This is a genomic window from Rhodanobacter thiooxydans LCS2, assembly GCF_000264375.1.
GTDB classification, from domain to species: domain Bacteria; phylum Pseudomonadota; class Gammaproteobacteria; order Xanthomonadales; family Rhodanobacteraceae; genus Rhodanobacter; species Rhodanobacter thiooxydans.
Map to the genome: position 1 here is coordinate 1 of NZ_AJXW01000186.1, position 266 is coordinate 266.

Below are 266 nucleotides of genomic sequence, written 5' to 3' on the forward strand. Positions count from 1 at the left end.
GCGCGGCCCAGGCGCAGCGCGCGGCCGTCGGCCTCGCCGCTGATGCCGGCGCCGGCGTGGACCCGCACCGATTGCGCCTGCAGCGGCAGCGACTGCTGGCGCGCAGCGTCGGCCAGCGCGCGGGCCAGCGGGTGCGAACTTTCGTGGGCCAGCGCGGCGGCCAGCTGCAACACCCGCTCGGGCGTGTCGCCGCGCAGCGGCTCGATGCCGCGGCGGTCCAGCTTTGGCACGCCGAGGGTGCCGGTCTTGTCGAACAGCGCGTAGTC

Annotated in this window: 1 pseudogene; it reads right to left on the bottom strand. The window is 77.1% G+C overall.

What is annotated here, in order from left to right:
- Positions 1 to 266, bottom strand: a pseudogene (locus UUA_RS18460) (HAD family hydrolase); the annotation flags it as partial.